This window comes from uncultured Campylobacter sp., from assembly GCF_905373215.1.
Lineage (GTDB): Bacteria > Campylobacterota > Campylobacteria > Campylobacterales > Campylobacteraceae > Campylobacter_B.
The window spans coordinates 38,879-55,277 of sequence record NZ_CAJPRT010000008.1 but is presented as its reverse complement, the minus strand read 5'-3'; the positions used below and the strand labels follow the sequence as shown (position 1 = coordinate 55,277).

Sequence of the window (16,399 nt, the reverse complement as noted above, 5' to 3'; positions counted from 1 at the left end):
AATTTTGCCCGCTGTGAAATTTCGTAGATTAAAATTTTACTTTGGCGCAGAATTCCGCGCGACGTAAAATTTTTAAACGCCACAAAATTTTAAAATTTAAACTCCGCAAAATTTAAAAACGAAAGGAATTTAATGCGATCAAAGCAGGCTTGCGCCGTAAAATTTCAAATTTTAAATCGCAAAGCGGGATTTAGTGCGGATTTTGATAAATTAAGGAGAAAATATGAGCGAAAATGAGAGCCAGCGCGCCGTATGGACGGATGAAAGCCGCTGTAAGGCGTGCAACATCTGCGTAAGCGTCTGTCCTAGCGGCGCGATCGCGATGAGACAGGACGAGGGCGCCGTGCAGGGCATGATGATCGACGTGGTGGATAAGGGCGCCTGTATCGGCTGTAGGGAGTGCGAGTTGCACTGCCCGGATTTTGCGATTTTCGTTGCACCCAAAGGCTTTAAATTCGCTCGTCTAAGCTCGCAGGCTAGAGAGATGGCTGAAAAAATCAAAAACAATAATTTTATGAAACCCAAGGACGCATAATGAGAGAGGTAATTTCCACAGGCAACGCCTTAATTGCGCGTGCGGCGATTGATTGCGGCTGTAATTTTTTCGGCGGCTACCCGATCACGCCGAGCAGCGAGATCGCGCACGAGATGAGCCGCTTGCTACCTAAGGTCGGAGGCAAATTTATCCAGATGGAAGATGAAATTTCGGGCATTTCTGTAGCTTTGGGCGCGTCTATGAGCGGTGCGAAGGCGATGACGGCAAGCTCCGGTCCTGGAATTTCGCTAAAATCAGAGCAGATTGGACTTGGCTTTATCGCTGAAATTCCGCTTTTAATCGTAAATGTTATGCGCGGAGGTCCTAGCACCGGGCTTCCTACGCGAGTGGCGCAGGGCGATATTTTGCAAGCTCGCAATCCCACTCACGGTGATTTTCAAAGCATCGCGCTGTGCCCGGGCTCACTAAAGGAGGCTTATACGCAGACCGTGCGCGCCTTCAATTTAGCCGAGCGGTTTATGACGCCAGTATTTTTGCTACTTGATGAGACGCTTGGGCATATGCAGGCTAAGGCGATGCTGCCTGAAATTTCGGATCTAAAAATCGAGCGTAGGGCGGAATTTAAAGGTAGTCCGAAAGATTATGAGCCCTACGATGCTGCGCCCGATAAGCCTGCGGTGCTAAATCCCTTTTTTAGGGGATACCACTATCACATAACGGGGCTGCATCACGGCGTAAAGGGCTTTCCGACCGAAAACGAGCAGATCGTGGATCGCTCTATAAAAAGGCTTTTTAATAAAATTTCGGCGCATGAAGATGAGATCTTGCAATACGAGGAATTTATGCTAGATGACGCTGATGCTTGCATCATCGCCTACGGCAGCGTTAGCCTGGCAGCAAAAGACGCGATTTTAAAGCTACGAGGACAAGGCGTGCGTGTGGGACTTTTTCGCCCGATCACGCTGTGGCCAAGCCCTGTGCGCAAGCTAAGAGAGCTAGGGGAGAGATTTAATAAAATTTTGATCGCCGAGCTAAATTTAGGGCAGTATCTGCTAGAGGTGCAGCGCGCTTGCTTGAGAGATGATTTTAAGACGCTTATTAAGGCAAACGGCAGGCCGATCAGCCCTAGCGAGATTATCGAGAAAGTAAAGGAGCTTTAAATGGCGTTTGATTACGATAAATATCTAAGAACGGACAAGATGCCTACGCTTTGGTGCTGGGGCTGCGGCGACGGAGTGATCTTAAAAGCGATCATCCGCGCAATTGACCGCGTAGGCTGGAGCATGGATGATGTGTGCGTGGTAAGCGGTATCGGCTGTAGCGGTAGGATGTCTAGTTACATAGACTGCAATACCGTCCATACGACGCACGGGCGTGCGATAGCTTATGCTACGGGTATCAAGCTCGCAAATCCAGGCAAACACGTAATCGTAGTTACTGGCGATGGCGACGGGCTTGCGATAGGGGGCAATCACACGATCCATGGATGCCGCCGCAATATCGATCTAAATCATATTTTAGTAAACAATTTCATCTACGGGCTTACGAACTCGCAGACGAGCCCTACGACGCCGCGCGGATTTTGGACGGTTACGGCGCAATACGGCAATGTCGATCCCAGCTTTGATGCGGCGAAACTTGCGATTGCCGCTGGAGCAACTTTTGTCGGACGCGAGAGTGTGACAAATCCCGAAAAAATCGAGCGACTTTTGGCTAAGGGCTTTGAGCACGAGGGTTATAGTTTTTTTGATATTTTTAGTAACTGCCACGTAAATTTGGGTCGTAAAAATAAAATGAGCGAGGCGGTGCAAATGCTAAAGTGGCTTGATTCGCGCACGATTTCTAAAGCAAAATTTGACGCTCTTAGCGAGGATGAGCGAGCGGGGCTATTTCCGCTTGGAGTTTTGCACGAAGATAATGAGCGCACCGAATACACAAAAGCGTATCAAAAGGTAATAGACGCGGCGCAAAGCGGCGAAGCGATAAATTTTGAAGGACTAAGATGAATCAATTAAGATTTGTGGGGGTGGGCGGTCAAGGCGTGATCTTAGCGGGTGAAATTCTAGCTGCGGCAAAGATCGCGCACGGCGGCTATGGAATCAAGGCATCTACGTATACCTCTCAGGTACGTGGCGGACCTACGAAAGTGGATATTATCTTAAGTGATGAAGAAATTCTATATCCTTACGCGAGCGAGGGCGAGATCGATTTCATGCTCGCAACGGCGCAGAGTAGCTACGATGCTTTCAAAAATGGCGTGAAAAAAGACGGCGTGATCGTAATCGAGCCGAATTTAGTAGCACCGAGCGATGAGGATAGGATGAACTTTAAAATTTATGAAATTCCAATCATCACCATCGCAAAATACGAAGTCGGAAATGTCATCACTCAAAGTGTCGTGGCTCTAGCGATCGCAGTAGAGCTTAGCCGCTGTATGGACGCAGGGCTCGTAAAAGAGCAAATGCTCCGCTCTGTGCCTGAAAAAACCCGTGCGCTAAATGAAAAGGCGTATGATTTGGGGATAAAATACGCGAGAGAGGTTTTAGAGGAAATTTAAAAGGCTCGAATAAATTTATGATTAAAAAATTGCAAAAGTAAAATTTAAAAATTTTTATAGGTAAGATATAAAGTTTCTGGATTAGAATTTCAAAATTATATAGCCAACTGCTTACATTATTTTTTGATGGGTTGTATTAATTCAAATTGCCCGCCGCGACCTTTTATCTTTTCAAACTTTATAAATTATTGCCATTCTTCTACCCCATTGAATTAATATTGTTCCGAAATTTCTTTAGCTTTTTTCACCGGATTGCATTCATCGTCATTTAAACATGGTTCCAAACCATAGCTCATCTTGCAGGCCAATTTTTTCTTCGAAGGCTCTATTGCCGCATCGCATACTTTTTTAAGATTTACAAATGCTCTTTTTATATTGCCCGTATAGTACAAATCGTGCATTCCTGCGTTTAGGCAAAAATTTAATAATCCGGCGTTGCAGGCTTTATTTAGCGCTTTTGTTGCGTCCTCTTCTCTGCGCAAATATATTAATAAAATTCCCAATGCACCGCAGCTTTCAAAATTTTTTTCGTCGCATTTTGCCGATAAATTATCTTTTAATATCGAGCAAGCTTCATAATCGCCTTTGTTCCAATCGCATTTATTCGCCAAATTCTTTAAGTTTGTATCGTTTATTGCGGCAGAGATATCAATGTCTATATCGTTTTTTGCCAGCAAAGGCATAGATAAAAGTAGTGCTAATGATAAAATTTTTCTCATAGTTGTAGTCCTTTAGTAATTTCTTTGGCTTTCATTAGCGGATCGCACTTTGCATCTTTAGAGCAGTCTTCAATCTCTTTCTTTATGTTGCAAGCAAGCCTTTTGTCCTCTGAAATTCCCTGTTTGCAAATTTTATCAAAACCCTTAGCAGCTCTTTCAAGATTTCCCGTAAAAAGTATGTCGCTAATGGCAAGATAGGAGCAGTAAGACATGATATTTGCTTCACATGCCTTAATCAAAGGAGCGGATGAAAATTCGTATTGACCCAAATCCGTAAATATCATCCCGACGACCCCACAGCTTTCATAATCTCCGCTATCACACTTCTTAGATAAAATTTCGACTAGCCTCGTGCATGCGCTGTATTTTCCCTCGCCGTTATTGCAAGCAATCGCTAAGTCTTTTTCCTCTTGTGTTTCTAAATGATCTACGCTTACTTTTGCCGTAGCGGGGATCGCTGCAAATACCACTATAAGCGCAAGTAGCCAAATTTTAAGATAGAATTTTTTCATCGCAGCCCCCTGTTTTTAAGCGGCGATTATATTAAAAAATATTTTAGCGGGCTCTTAAAATTTTGTAGAGTTAAAATTTCGATTGCCCGCTAAATTTTAGCGGCACCGTTTTCAAAAGCCGCGCTGCTTTTAAATAAACATCACTTTAAATTTTAAGTGCCGCGATTAAAAATTTTAAATGCCGCTTGGCGGCTGAGTAAAATTTGCGGCGCACGAGGATAAAATTTTAAAATTTCACCACAAGCTTTGGGCGGCTTTAAATTTAACATACCGAGTTCTGTTAGCATCCCGAGTTTGGCTGCACCCGCGTTTCGCTGCCCGTGTGGATCAGCAGAGCTTTGCCGCGCTTAAATCTGCACGGCGGATCGGCTTGGACGGATGAGTACTCCTTGCCGTTTAGCCTGTAGATGATGTTGGAGCCCTGTACCGTCTTTTGGGAGTTTTGGATCGCATCTCCGGCGACCGCGCCCACTACCGCGCCGCCCACGAGCCCCACGGTCTCAGCTAAGCGCCTGCCGCTGCTATGTTTGCCGAGCTTATGCCCGATGACCGCACCCGTAGTTCCGCCTGCGACGCCGCCTAAAATTTTACCCGTATTGCCCTCGGAGCGCTCTACGTTGATTTTGGCGGGCAGGACATCGACGATCTCGATCCGATCGCTCTGCCTCATGCGGTTCGTCTCGCTCGCGTCATAAACATCTCCACCATATCGATCCTGCGGGGTCGCGCAGCCACAAAGTGCGATCGCTGCAATCAAACATAATGTGAAATTCTTCATGTTTTCTCCTTTGTAATGAGCTACGGGCGGCATTATACTATGGATTTTTATACGAGCGGTTAAGTGGCAGCTTTAAAATTTTGCTGGCTCGCTGCCGTTTAAAAATTAGCCCGATACGAGGCATTGCGCCGTATTCGGGCGCCTTATAAAATTTTTATTTCACTCAAAATTTATCTTATTTTGTTAGAATCATTCTTATTTTTAAGGAGAGAAAATGAAAAAACTATTAGTTTACGCCACCAAAGGCGGCGATACGAAGGTCGTGAGCGAATACATCGCTTCAAAGCTCGGCTTTGAGATCAAGGAGGCCAAAGAGCTAAATGAGGAGGATTTGGCGGGCGCTAGCGCGTTTATTTTTGCGGCTTCGACACACGGCGATGGACAGATCCAAGCCAAATTTGACGACAAATTGGAGCTTTTGAACAAAACCGATCTTGACGGACGCAAGGTCGCGCTCGTCGGCGTCGGTAACGTCGAACGCCACGGCAGCGATTTTTGCAGCGGCATGAGCGCGTTTTTGCCGGTGCTTAAAAAGGCTCGTCTCATCGGCGCTTGGGGCGCAGAGGGATATAAATTTCAACATTCGCGCGCCTTCGTAAACGGCAAATTCGTGGGTCTTACGATCGATTTTAAGGGCGACGAGCACTGGCAGACAAGAGTCGATAAGTGGATCGCCGCAGTTAAAGGCGAGTTTTAAATATTTCAGCTTTTGCGTGACCGACCGAGCTTTGGGCTCATCGAGCCTAAAGCTCGTTAAATTTCCACATTAAATTTCACGCTCCGCTTGAAAGCGGAGCTCCTTGTTAAAATTTTAAAATTTTTAGTTCAAAAAGCCGCTGTGCTTTACAAGCCGTGCCGCTTAAAATCGCGCAGATAGGCTAAATTTTTCCGCCCAAGCCTCAATTCTACTCGTGCGGCGGTCAATTCAATACGGCAAATTTAATGCGATCGATTTATAAAATCACCCTCCGAGCCTCAAATATCAGCGCCGCATTAGAAAAGTTATTTTATAATAACCGCATATCAAAATTTAAGGCGATCTATGAAAAGGCTTCTATTTTTCGTCGTTTTTGCGCTGGCCGCTCTCGCCGCGGCGATCTACTTCAATCTCGATAGGCGCGAAGAGGTCGCGCACAAGGCCTACGGCATCATCGACATCAGGCAGAGTTCGCTTAGTTTCGAGCGCAGCGGCCGCATTAGCGCACTTTATCGCGACGAGGGCGATTTCGTGCAGGCTGGCGACGTCTTGGCGGCTCTGGATACGGCGGATCTGAGTTTTCAAAGACAGGTTCAGATCGCGAGGTGCGACGGGCTTAAATTTAGCTTGCAAAAGCTGCAAAGCGGCTTTCGTAGCGAGGAGATCGAGATGGCCGCGGCGAACGTAAGCGCGCTGCAAAACGCCCTACAGCTCGCTACTTTGACGAACGAGCGCCTCAAGAGCCTAGGCAAAACAAACTCCGCGTCCAAGCAGCAGATCGACGAGGCGTTTTACTCGATGAAGCGCACGCAAGCCCAGCTGCAAAGTGCCCAGGCCAATCTGCGCCAGCTTCAAAGCGGCTACCGCGGCGAGGATGTCGGCGCCGCCCGCGCAAATTTGGCAAGCTGCGAGGAAAATCTGAAATATCTGAATTACCAAATCGAGACGCAAAGCGTGCTAAAAGCGCCCTTTGGCGGGCAGATCAGAGCGCGCCTTAAGGAGCTCGGCGACATCAGCATACCAAGCGTGGGCGTTTTTGAGCTTAGCGAAGTAAAAAACAAGCGCGCGAAATTTTATCTGAGCGAAAATCAGCTCCGCTTCCTGCGTGCCGGACAGAGCGTACGGATCATCGCCGCAGACGGCTCTAGCGCGAGCGCAAAGGTCGCCTACGTGAGCCAAACCGCGATGTACACGCCCCGCACGGTGCAGACCGAGGAGCTGCGCGCAGATCTAGTGTGGGAGGCGCGCGCCGATTTCAGCGACGAGGACGGCAGATTTCGCCTAGGCCAGCCGATCAGCGTGGAATTTTGACGGGGGCAGCGCATAAGCATCGCGAACGAGGGCAAAATTCAAAGCGCGGTGCGGGTGGCAGGAATACTACGGATGGAATTTTATCGCGGCACAACGCCCAAAGCTATCAGGCGCGGCGAGTTGGAATTTAAACGGTTGCCTTAGCGATAAAATTTTGGCGGCATAACGACGCGGAATTTATGAGCGATTTTGACGGCATCTGCGGGCGAAATTTGGATAGCAGAACTCACCGAGCAGTAAATTTTACGCAGTACCGCGCGAGCCGTACATACGGCGTGAGCCTAATGAAATTTTAAAAGTGCGCTTCGAGGTGAAATTTTAACGGCGCCTGTTCGGTAGAGAGTAGGGCGATGAAATTGAGCCGCTCCTAAAATACATCGTCTCGGCGACGATAAAATGCTGCTCGTTTAGAACGAAGTCGTACAAAGGCGGCGTAAAATTTCGGCAAAATTTTGCTGCAAAGTAACGCGGGTGAAATTTTAAAATTTGCGGCACGACGGCGACAAGGTAAAAGCCGGGCGGTAGAGCGGGAGCGGGCTTTGTTTCTAGTTGGCGTTTTGCGATAAACGAGCGGCGATTGAACCGAGCGCGGACGGTAGTAAAATTTCACTACGAAACGAACGGCGCGATTAAATACCGATTGCGGACGGAAGTGAAATTTTACCCCAAAGGACGCGGTAGTTGAAGTCGGTACTATGCCAAGGAAAGCCGAGACTAGGTAAAATTTCGTCAAAAGAGATGGCGGCGGTAAATTTCACCCCGAAAGGCGGGCAGCGATGAAATTTCACCGCAATAGGCACGGCGCAGATAAAGAGCTCGGCGCTCACAGCTTGCCAGGTGTTTGAAAACTCGCTTTCGTTTGCGTTTTGAAGCAAATTTATCGCGGGTGCTCGCGGAGCGCTCGATGTTTAAGATCGCGACATTTTATGTGCGGATAGTTTGCGGCGTGCGTCGCGAAATTTAAAGCGCGCGGCGGTTGTAAAACCAAGATGCCGCGACTGTCACAAAACTAAGACGTCTCGGCGGCTGCAGAAGCAAGGCGTCGCGACAAAGAGCGCCTTTTAGGCGTGCGTAGGTCTCGTTCGTCGCGCCAAGCGACGAGTCGAGCAATAAAATTTGGAGCTAAGCTTGGATCTACTAAATATCGTAAATTTAGAGAAATTTTACCTGCGCGAAGATCGCAGCAAAAACGTCGTTTTTGAAAATTTTGATCTACGAATTGACGATACGCCACGGCTCATCAGCCTCACGGGCCCAGACGGTGCGGGCAAATCCACGCTTTTAAAGCTCATATGCGGCATCATCGCGCCCGATTGCGGCGAGATAAAATTTGCAGGCTTCATCCCTAGCGGCGAAAATAAAGAATTCGTCCGCGCAAACGGCTATATGTCGCAGAGCCTGGGGCTTTACGAGGAGCTTAGCGTCTGGCAAAATTTAAACATCTTCGCAGGCCTAAAAGGGCTTGATCTAAAAGGCGGCGAGGAGTATCTGCGCGGGCTTTTGCGCCGCGTGGGGCTTTTGAAATTTAAAGATTACGCCGTGGATTCGCTCTCCGGCGGGATGAAACAAAAGCTAGGCGTCGCCTGCGCTATCGCAGCTCGTCCGCGGCTTTTGGTGCTCGATGAGCCCACCGTCGGCGTCGATCCGCTCTCACGCAGGGAGCTGTGGGCGATCGTGCGCGAGTATCTGGATCAAAGCGGCGCGAAATGCATATTTTCGACGGCGTATTTCGACGAAGCGGCGGATGCCGATCTGACGCTGATCTTACTCAGCGGCAAGATCATAGCGCAGAGCCCCGCCGCAAAGATCACCGCGATGCTGCAGGACCACACCTTTCGCATATGTAGCGAGGATTATCAGAGCCTGGCGCGCCGCTTGATGTTTAAGACGCAAAGATTTTTAAAAAACTCCCCGCTCATCGACATCTGCCCCAGAGACGGCAGCGTCGATCTGCTAAGCGAAGAGCCGATAAGCCTGCGCGATCTGCAGGGGTTTTTAAACGCGAGCCTAAGCGACAGTGACGAAGACAGCGGCTGCGAAAGCATGGAGCGCGAAAACGGGGGCGGCGAAAATTTTAAAATTTCAAACGAAAGCATGAAATTCAACGAGGGCATTAAATTTAACGAGAGCGGGGGCGCTAAATTTAAACTGAGCCCGCGCGAGGCGAGCCTAGAGGATGCGTATATTTTTTTAAACAAAGCCGAAATCGGCGCGGCAAGCTTCGGCTACGAAAAAAAGAGCTTCGATGCGGCTCAAACCGTCATCAAAGTGCGCGTCGTGAGTAAAAAATTCGGCTCATTCACTGCCGTGGAAAATACGAGTTTCGAGGTCAAAAAGGGCGAAATTTTCGGCCTTTTAGGCCCAAACGGTGCGGGCAAGACGACGACGTTTCGCATGATCTGCGCGCTTTTGGGGATGAGCGGAGGCGAGATTTCTGTCATGGGCGAGGATCTGCGCTACGCCAAATCGGCGATCAGATCGCGCATCGGCTACGTTTCGCAGAAATTTTCGCTTTATAAAAAGCTAAGTTGCTATCAAAATTTAGAGTATTTCGGCCGCAGCTACGGTATCGGCGGCATGGCGCTGAAGCGGCGCATAGAGGAGCTTTTGAGCGAGTTTGGCTTGCAGCGGCTGCGAAACGAGACGTGGCAAAACCTGCCGTTCGGCGCGGGGCGCAACCTTTCGATGGCGTGCGCGCTCATCCACCGCCCTGAGATTTTGTTTCTCGACGAGGCCACCAGCGGCGCCGATCCGCTCTCGCGCAGGCTCTTTTGGAACCGCATAAATGCGCTCGCGCGCACCGGCGTGAGCGTGGTTGTGACGACGCATTTTATGGAGGAGGCGGAGTATTGTGATCGGTTTTTGATCCAAGATCGCGGCAAAATTCTGGCGCTGGGTAGCCCCGATGAAGTCTGCGTGCAGCACGGGCGGCGGCTTAGCGTGCAGCAGGCCTTCATAAACGAGGTGCAAAAATTTAGAAGCGAGGCGGGCGATGAGGGCTTTTGATCTAAATTTTGCGCGAGCCGCGAGGATTTTTGATTTGAATTTTATGTGGACTTGGCGAAAACCTGCGCGCCCGCGCGATAAAATTTTAAACGGCGAAAGGGTCTTGCGGGGCGATGAAATTTTAAGCGGCAATGGAATTTTGAGCGACCGAGCTTTGAACGTCGGTGAAATTCTAAGCGGCGGAATTTTAAACGACGGCAAAATTTGGATCGATAATAAAATTTTGAAAGGCAGCGGAATTTTAAAGGGTGTAGGAATTTTAAACGATCGTGAAATTTTGCGCGGTGCCGAGGTTCTAAACCGAATGTCGCGCGGCGGTACACGGCGCGGATTTTGTAGATGGATATTGCACGGGCTCTGCGGTGAAGCGAGCCCGCTTCGTCTGCGCCGTAAATTTCAAAGTGCGAGCGGCTCGCAAGCAGATTATAAATTTAAAAGGGCGACCGCTCTGCAAACAGATCGCAAATTTAAAATAGCGGTCGGTCTGCGAGTAGCTTGTAAATTTAAAAACCCGATACAAAAATTTTATAGCGGATCTTGCGCCGCCGCGGGGTTTTTACTTCAAAAATCTCGCGGCAAGATCGTGCCGTATAACTGCTTAAAATTTCAAAGTCCGCCGTATGCGCTCGCGCGATTAAAATTTCAGAGCGCGATGAGCAAAATAGGCGCGAGCAGTCGGTCTGCACTGCTAAAATTTCAAATCTCGGTTGCCGCACCTTCGCAATTAAAATTTAGGGACGTGCCAAATGTGATCACGCGGCTAAAATTTCAAAATGCAGCCGCCGCCGCATTTGCGCGATTGAAATCTGGGAACCCGCCGCGAGCGGCGCAGTGCCGCGAAATCCGAGCACAGGGGCAGGGCGGATGAACTTTACCTTTTTAAAAATCCTCGTAAAAAAGGAGTTCGCGCAGATCGCAAAGGACCGATCGGCGCTCGTGATCGCGTTTTTGATGCCGCTAATTTTGGTCGTGATCTACGGATACGCGATGCGAATGGACATAAAGCCCGTCAAGGTGGGCTTTGTAAGCGATCTGGGCTCCAAAATCGAGCGTGATCTGCTTGGCGGATTTTTGGGCTCAAAATACCTACAAACCCGCGTTTACACGGACTTAGAGAGCGCGAGGAGAGATTTTAGGGCGCACGAGATCGAGAGCATTTTGTATTTTGATCCGCGCTTTGTGGCTAAATTTCAAAACACCTTGAGCGGGCTCGGCGGCGCGGGCGGCGGCGTAAATTTAAATCTCTCTAGCGACGAAAGATTCTCTGCGGGCGGCGCAAGCGGCGATAGTTCGCACCGCAACGGCTCGGAAACGGGCGGCGGCGCATATTCTTTTGGCGGCGGCAACGCAAATTCCAACAGCGCGACTGTAAATTATAGCGGCGGCAGTATGGGCATGACTGCGAATTTTGCCGGCGCAAATTCTCGCAGTAACGATACGGGCGGTATGAGCGCAAATTTCAGTAGCAGCGCAGGCGACATAGACGTAAATCAAGGCAGCGTAAATTTAATCGGCGGCGTGGGCGATACGAATGCTGGTTTTATCGACGGCGCAAGCGATATTCAAAATACGAGCAGCGGCATCAATGCAAGCTCCTCCGCTAACGGCGCTCGCAGCGAAGGCGGCGCTGCAAATAACGGCGGCGGCTCAAGTAGTGCAGGCGGTGCGAGCAACTCAGACAAAGACGGCGCCGAAATTTTTCTTATCCAAAACGCCACGCAGTCGCAGCTCGCGCTTCTTAGCTACGTTTACGTTGCAGGCGTGATCGAGCAGGTTTTGGCGCAAGATTACGGCTTTTTAAACGCAAATTTAAACGCCGCCGCAAGGCCTGTCAGCGTGAATTATCGCAGCTGGTTCAACGAAGCCAACGAATCGACATGGTATCTCGTATCTGCCGAGTACGTGGGGATTTTGGGGCTCATCTGCCTATTTATGGTCGCGGTCGTGATCTCGCGCGAATGGGACCGCGGCACGATCGCCTCGCTTTACAACTCCAACGCAAGCGCGCTTGAGATCGTCACTGCCAAGGTCGGCGCGTATTATTTCCTAGCGCTTTTGGGCGGCGCGATGACGCTCGTTTACGGGCAGGTGCTTTTGAGCATCCCGATCCGCGGCAGCGTAGCGATGCTACTGGCGACGCTGTGCGTCTTTGTGCTGGAGATGACCTGCCTAGGCATGCTGATCTCGGCGATCTGCAAAAATCAATTCCTAGCGCAGGAATACGCCATCGTCATCGGCTATCTGCCCGTGACGCTGCTTAGCGGCATGATATTCGATCTGCGCGGACTGCCCGCGGCGGTCAACTTCATCGGGCACCTGCTGCCGCCCACATACGCGGTCGAGTCCTTTCGTATCTGCTTCCTATCGGGCGGACAGAGCGCGACGCTGTGGGTAAACCTCGCCATTCAGGCGCTCGGAGCGGTTTTATTTTTCAGCTTGTGCGTGCTTAGCGTAAAAAGGGGCGCACGATGAAAAATTTATTTTTGCTTTACGCTTGCGCGGAGAAATTTCGCGCCGCAAAAATCGGCGCAATTAATGTTCCGCTTTCGCCCGAGGCATCGATGGCGGAATTTCACGCCGCCAAAAGAGAGGACGCGATGAAATTTTTAGAATTTTTTCGCAAGCGAGCGGAGCGCGGGCTTGAAATTTTAAAATTTCTTAGCGCGAGGTATTTTGGCTCGCATAAACAGGCGGCAGGGCGTAGATCTGAAATTTTAAAATTTACCGCCGCAGAGCGCTTAAAAAGCCGCTTCAAGCCGCAAAAGCAAGCGGCGGAATTTTTAAATTTTGCGCCTATGCCGTGCAATTGGTTTGAAATTTTAAAATTTACGCGCGCTTCAGCGCCTTTTGCGGACACAGCGCAAAATTTTATATCGCAGCGTGGGCTTGAAATTTTAAAGCTTATTTGCGAGCCGCTACGTATTCTGCGTCGTGTTTTGCCGAGCACAGATATAGCCGAAGCGGGGCGTGCGGCGCGGCTTACTTCGCAGCATACGCACGACGCGATAGAAAAACGGCGTGCGGTTAAGATTAATCAATATTTGAATTCTGCGTGGCGCCGCATACGACTTTGTAGCGCAGCCGTACGGCACGGCTACAAAACGGCGCGCGCGGAAAATTTTAGCAAATTTGACCTCACGGGCGCGCTTTTAAATTTCATCTCCTTGCCGCCGCGTAAATTTAAACTTGCGCTTTTAAAATTTAAACCCATGTCGCCGCGCAATAAATCTGAAATTTTAAATTTTACGCCCGCGGTGCGCAAATTTAAACCGGCGCCCGCGGTGCGTTTAAATTTCGCTTTAAATTCCGTTCCGCACGCCCGCGCTGCTAAAGTTGAAAATGGCGTTAAATTTGAAGGTGTCGCTAAATTTAAAAGGGGCGCGCGATGAACGCTCTGCGAAAATCCTTGCTTCGAATTCGCGCGCTGATAAAAAAGGAATTTTTGGCGATGTTTCGCGACAAGGGCACGCGCATGGTGCTGATCGTGCCGGTGCTGGTGCAGGCGATCATATTCGGCTACGGCGCGAATTTCACCCCCGAGCAGGTGCGCTACGCGATTTTGGACGACGCACGCGATGCGACGTCCACCGCGCTGGTGCAGCAAATCGCCGCTACGCCGATGTTTAAAACAGATCTTGGCTGCAAAGATCTAGCCTGCCTGCGCCGCGCGGTAAGCGAGGGCGAGGCGATCATCGGGATCTATTTCGGCAGCGATTTTAAGGACACGCATGAGCTTTTGATCATCGCAGATTCGCGCAATACGACCTTGGCAAACACCGTCATCGGCTTCGTGCAGGCCATAGCGGGGGAATACAACGCGCAGCATTTCGTCAATTTAATCAGCATAAATCCGCGCTATGTTTTTAACGAAAACACGATCACGCGCTACACGATCATGACGGGGATGATTTTGGGACTTTCGATGATTCAGGTACTGATGCTATCGGCGTTTAGCGTCTCTCGCGAGCGCGAGGAGGGGAGCTTTGATATGATGCTGATGACGCCCGCGAACCCGCTTGAGATGCTAATCGGCAAAGCAGTGCCGCCCGTGCTGATCGCGATCGCGCAGGGGCTCGCGCTGTTTTTGATCTGCGTGTTTTACTTCGAAATTCCGTTTCGAGGGCGCTTTGCGGATCTTTTTGCGATCATCGCGATCTTTAGCGCCTGCAACGTAGGCATCGGCCTCGTGATCTCGACCGTCTGCAAAACCTCGCTACAATCGGTCGTGAGCTCGTTTTTGTTCCTGCTACCGTGTATTATGATAAGCGGGCTGATAACGCCTGCGGACGCGATGCCGCGGTGGTTTTACTACATCGCGCACCTAGATCCGATGTATTATGCCAACAACTGCATGTGGCGGATCTATCTGGAGGGTGCGAGCCTCGGCGAGCTGTGCCATCTCATCGTGCCGCTGCTGCTAATCGGGCTTGGCACGTTGAGCTTTGCGGCGTCGCTTTTTAGAAATAAGCTGGACTAGGGATTTAGATCGGAATTTTAGTTTAGAATTTTGGCTGGAATTTTACCCTAAATTTTGCGCGTTCGTAGCGGATAAAATTAAATCAAAATTCCGTGTTTCCGCCCGATGCGCCGCGCGTCGCGATAAAATTCCGCGCCTTAAATTTTAAAAATTTTGCTAAATTCCGTCTTGCGAATAGAGTTAGAATTTAAATCCGGGGTTACCCGGGCGTCTTACGACGGTCGTATCATCTGCGCTCACTTTGGAAGCAGGCATATTTGCGGTATCTGCGCTCGCCTTGGAAGCGGGCTTTTTCGCATCGTCCGCGTCCGATTTCTTAAAAGTGGCGAGTTTGCTGTAAATGCTCGGTTTTTCGCCGCCCGCGCCTAGCTTGGCGCCATCAAGCTCGCTAGAATTTTCCGCGCCGCATAACCTTGCGGGGTTGAATTTTATCCACGCTATGATTAGCAAAATCCCCGAAAACGCTGTTACCAGCGACGCTGCGATTAGATACGGCAGCGCGAGGATTACACCTATTTTAGCTAGCGCGCCCGATACCGCTTCGCAGGGCCACGTCACGGACACCACTATGCCGTAGATTTTAAATAAATCCACGCCGCTAAGTGTGGCTAGGCGGCAGTTTAATACGCCCCAGATTATCACCGCTGCGCACGTCGAAAGGACGTAGAGCAGGGTGTAGAGTAGATCAAGCATCGCGCCCTCTTTTAGCGCTACTACCATGGCGCAGTAGCACAAAATCGCGACGATCGGGATACTTTCTATCAGCCTATAGGTCTTAACGAAGCGCACGCCTAGCACCTTTTCTAGGCAAACGAAGCAGTCGTAAAATATCGCTAGCGTCGCTAGTAGCGCTAAAACTCTAAAAATCGCGACCGCGTCCTCGTCTATGCTGCTTACGCCCACCGTGCCGCTTACGCCGATGCCTAGCAAAATCACGGCACCTAAAACTCCGCGGAATTTCGCCTTGCGAAGCAGATCTTGCTTTGAAATTTCTTTCATTTTTATCCTTTGAATTTTCTAAATTTACGCGCTATCTTGCGGCTTTGCTGCGTGCGGCGACGCTGTGCCGGATGGCGTGGCTTTTGGACGTTGCTGCGGTTTAGACTTACAAAAGCGCGCGGTTGCTGCAAAACGAAAGCGCTTCGGCTTAAGCGAGCTTTTCTATCTTGCTCCAGGCTAGCAAATGCACGATGCTAGTTATTATGAGAGCGACAAACGGCAAAAATTCCTTAAATGATGTGGCGACTAAAACCGCAACAGAATCGTCAATTTGCGGCTTGGAGGTAGCCAAACCGAAGGGTCCTGCGCCACATAGCCAATTTAGCGCGAAAAAGAAGGCGCAGAGCCACACGTAGATCCGAAATATCATCACGCCGCTTACGCGCGCAAGCGAAAAATTTATACGAAACCACGCTACAACTACGTAGATTGCGGCTGCGGGCACCGCTAAATTCCATATCGTCTCTTCTATCATCTCTTTCATCGTTGCTTCTCTGTAACAACCTGCCGGATAAAATAATAGAAGTGCCACGAAGCAGATACAGAGGATAACGCAGTTGCGATAAAGCATCGCCACCTTTATGCCGCTAAGCGTCGAAATTCCACGGAGCGCTCTTAGCCTATAAATCACCGAGAAACAGATAAGAGCGATAAAAATTCCGCTGATGATTACGAACATTCCGCCCGAAACAAGCCCTATCGCCTTAAAAACCACGAGCACCACCGCCAAAAGCAGATCGATGCCAGTGCTGATCATCCCCTCTTTTCTTGCCTGAGATATGGTGTCTTGCACGTCGTATAACTCCTTTTAAAAATTTATTTCAATATGCAAAAAGCAGATGTAAAA

At 49.7% G+C, this 16,399-nt stretch carries 17 protein-coding genes; 11 read left to right on the top strand and 6 right to left on the bottom strand.

All coding sequences use genetic code 11. From position 1 onward, the window contains the following. Positions 1–223: 223 nt before the first annotated feature. Genes QZ176_RS05560 through QZ176_RS05545 form a run of 4 tightly spaced genes read left to right on the top strand, consistent with a single transcriptional unit; the run spans position 224 to position 3,053 of the window. Entirely contained in the window at positions 224–535 is a 312-nt protein-coding gene (locus tag QZ176_RS05560) for a 4Fe-4S binding protein (protein WP_295151796.1), read from the top strand. After that, positions 535–1,656, top strand: a complete 1,122-nt coding sequence (locus QZ176_RS05555) for a 2-oxoglutarate synthase subunit alpha (protein ID WP_295151794.1) — start codon at positions 535–537, stop codon at positions 1,654–1,656. The genes QZ176_RS05560 and QZ176_RS05555 overlap by 1 nt, the downstream gene beginning before the upstream one ends. Further along, positions 1,657–2,502, top strand: a complete 846-nt coding sequence (locus QZ176_RS05550; protein ID WP_295151792.1) for a 2-oxoglutarate ferredoxin oxidoreductase subunit beta — start codon at positions 1,657–1,659, stop codon at positions 2,500–2,502. Next, positions 2,499–3,053 (top strand): 2-oxoacid:acceptor oxidoreductase family protein, encoded by a 555-nt coding sequence (locus QZ176_RS05545; protein WP_295151790.1) that lies wholly within the window; start codon positions 2,499–2,501, stop codon positions 3,051–3,053. Before QZ176_RS05550 ends, QZ176_RS05545 begins: the two co-directional genes overlap by 4 nt. A 212-nt stretch (positions 3,054–3,265) precedes the next feature. Here the strand turns inward: QZ176_RS05545 and QZ176_RS05540 are convergent, their stop codons facing one another. From QZ176_RS05540 to QZ176_RS05530, 3 genes are all read right to left on the bottom strand, one after another. Beyond that, positions 3,266–3,772, bottom strand: a complete 507-nt coding sequence (locus tag QZ176_RS05540) for a hypothetical protein (protein ID WP_295151788.1) — start codon at positions 3,770–3,772, stop codon at positions 3,266–3,268. Further along, positions 3,769–4,284 carry a hypothetical protein gene (locus tag QZ176_RS05535; RefSeq protein WP_295151786.1) on the bottom strand — a complete coding sequence of 172 codons (516 nt, stop codon included), beginning with the start codon at positions 4,282–4,284 and terminating at the stop codon, positions 3,769–3,771. Before QZ176_RS05535 ends, QZ176_RS05540 begins: the two co-directional genes overlap by 4 nt. A gap of 280 nt (positions 4,285–4,564) precedes the next feature. Then, positions 4,565–5,062: a hypothetical protein gene (locus QZ176_RS05530; RefSeq protein ID WP_295151784.1), complete on the bottom strand. Its 498-nt coding sequence runs from the start codon at positions 5,060–5,062 to the stop codon at positions 4,565–4,567. A gap of 214 nt (positions 5,063–5,276) precedes the next feature. Here QZ176_RS05530 and QZ176_RS05525 point away from each other — a divergent pair, with 214 nt between their 5' ends. Both QZ176_RS05525 and QZ176_RS05520 read left to right on the top strand, forming a co-directional pair. Then, entirely contained in the window at positions 5,277–5,759 is a 483-nt protein-coding gene (locus QZ176_RS05525; protein WP_295151783.1) for a flavodoxin domain-containing protein, read from the top strand. 345 nt (positions 5,760–6,104) lie between these two features. Then, positions 6,105–7,070, top strand: coding sequence for an HlyD family efflux transporter periplasmic adaptor subunit (locus tag QZ176_RS05520; protein ID WP_295151781.1), 966 nt, complete (start codon positions 6,105–6,107; stop codon positions 7,068–7,070). 629 nt (positions 7,071–7,699) lie between these two features. Here the strand turns inward: QZ176_RS05520 and QZ176_RS05515 are convergent. Beyond that, positions 7,700–7,945 carry a hypothetical protein gene (locus QZ176_RS05515; protein WP_295151779.1) on the bottom strand — a complete coding sequence of 82 codons (246 nt, stop codon included), beginning with the start codon at positions 7,943–7,945 and terminating at the stop codon, positions 7,700–7,702. A gap of 253 nt (positions 7,946–8,198) precedes the next feature. Here QZ176_RS05515 and QZ176_RS05510 point away from each other — a divergent pair, with 253 nt between their 5' ends. The 5 genes from QZ176_RS05510 to QZ176_RS05490 are packed head-to-tail and all read left to right on the top strand — an operon-like array spanning position 8,199 to position 14,553. Beyond that, complete coding sequence (locus QZ176_RS05510) at positions 8,199–10,076, top strand: ATP-binding cassette domain-containing protein (RefSeq protein ID WP_295151778.1); 1,878 nt, start codon at positions 8,199–8,201, stop codon at positions 10,074–10,076. Then, positions 10,063–10,944 carry a hypothetical protein gene (locus QZ176_RS05505; RefSeq protein ID WP_295151777.1) on the top strand — a complete coding sequence of 294 codons (882 nt, stop codon included), beginning with the start codon at positions 10,063–10,065 and terminating at the stop codon, positions 10,942–10,944. Before QZ176_RS05510 ends, QZ176_RS05505 begins: the two co-directional genes overlap by 14 nt. Beyond that, complete coding sequence (locus QZ176_RS05500; RefSeq protein WP_295151775.1) at positions 10,941–12,548, top strand: ABC transporter permease; 1,608 nt, start codon at positions 10,941–10,943, stop codon at positions 12,546–12,548. Before QZ176_RS05505 ends, QZ176_RS05500 begins: the two co-directional genes overlap by 4 nt. Further along, a complete protein-coding gene (locus QZ176_RS05495; protein WP_295151773.1) occupies positions 12,545–13,465 on the top strand; it encodes a hypothetical protein in 921 nt (306 codons plus the stop codon). Before QZ176_RS05500 ends, QZ176_RS05495 begins: the two co-directional genes overlap by 4 nt. Then, a complete protein-coding gene (locus QZ176_RS05490) occupies positions 13,462–14,553 on the top strand; it encodes an ABC transporter permease (protein WP_295151771.1) in 1,092 nt (363 codons plus the stop codon). Before QZ176_RS05495 ends, QZ176_RS05490 begins: the two co-directional genes overlap by 4 nt. Positions 14,554–14,733: 180 nt before the next feature. Here the strand turns inward: QZ176_RS05490 and QZ176_RS05485 are convergent, their stop codons facing one another. After that, positions 14,734–15,552, bottom strand: a complete 819-nt coding sequence (locus QZ176_RS05485; RefSeq protein ID WP_295151769.1) for a hypothetical protein — start codon at positions 15,550–15,552, stop codon at positions 14,734–14,736. Between the two features lie 148 nt (positions 15,553–15,700). Beyond that, positions 15,701–16,345 carry a hypothetical protein gene (locus QZ176_RS05480; protein WP_295151767.1) on the bottom strand — a complete coding sequence of 215 codons (645 nt, stop codon included), beginning with the start codon at positions 16,343–16,345 and terminating at the stop codon, positions 15,701–15,703. Positions 16,346–16,399 lie beyond the last annotated feature (54 nt).